The sequence below is a fragment of the Paraburkholderia sp. RL17-373-BIF-A genome (assembly GCF_046030175.1).
Classification (GTDB): Bacteria; Pseudomonadota; Gammaproteobacteria; order Burkholderiales; family Burkholderiaceae; genus Paraburkholderia.
Map to the genome: position 1 here is coordinate 1 of NZ_JARESO010000345.1, position 744 is coordinate 744.

At 58.7% G+C, this 744-nt stretch carries 1 protein-coding gene; it reads right to left on the reverse strand.

Annotated features, from left to right (window positions below; genetic code table 11):
• Window positions 1–23: 23 nt before the first annotated feature.
• Window positions 24–744 (reverse strand): integrase core domain-containing protein (locus P0D80_RS50770; RefSeq protein WP_408296453.1); only part of this gene is annotated, 721 nt, incomplete at its 5' end.

Consider the following 744-nt stretch of genomic DNA (forward strand, 5'->3'; position numbering starts at 1 on the left):
CTGTGCGATTCACAGACATCGTTTCACTTTCTTAAATGCCGTTTTCTTGGCGCGCTTGAGTTCGTGGCTCCGGTAGGAGACTCGAGTTCAAGCGCGCGCCGATGATGTCCGGCAAGGGTCTTGTCAACTCGCCATTCGCGATGCCGGATTCGCTCTTTCCGCCCGTCGTAGGTGCCTTCCACCTGCTCCGCGAGAGGTGTGATTTCGCCCACTTCTGCGATGCGGTCAACGGGCGTCTTGCCACCGAGTGAGCCGTGCGGGCGGCGCCAGTTGTAGTCGAACTGCCACTCCTCAATTCGTCGGTCAATCTCGTCCTCGGTCGGCGCATGGTGGCACCAGAACTCGTTGCGGTCAGTAAGCTGTGAACGCTCGACCTTGCCATTGAGGTGTGGGGAGCGTGGAGGAATCGGCCGGAATTTGATGCACTCACTCGTCAGACGCCGCTGCACCGATTCGGCGAAGAACTCGCCACCCCTGTCGGTCTGGATACGCTGGATTGGAAATGGCATCTCCTCGATGACACGATCAATAAAAAGCAGCGTATTTCGGGCGTTTCTGCGCGGGTAGACAGCCAGTACGCGGAAGCGCGAGCAGTCGTCGATGGCCGTGTATTGATAAACGCCTCGCGCGATCTTCATCGTGTCCATCTGGACTCGATCCCCGGGAACCGGGCGGCTATAGCGTTTGAGATTTGCCGGCCGCCTGGAACGCACTAACGGCTTCACAGACGCCTCGGTCAGAACT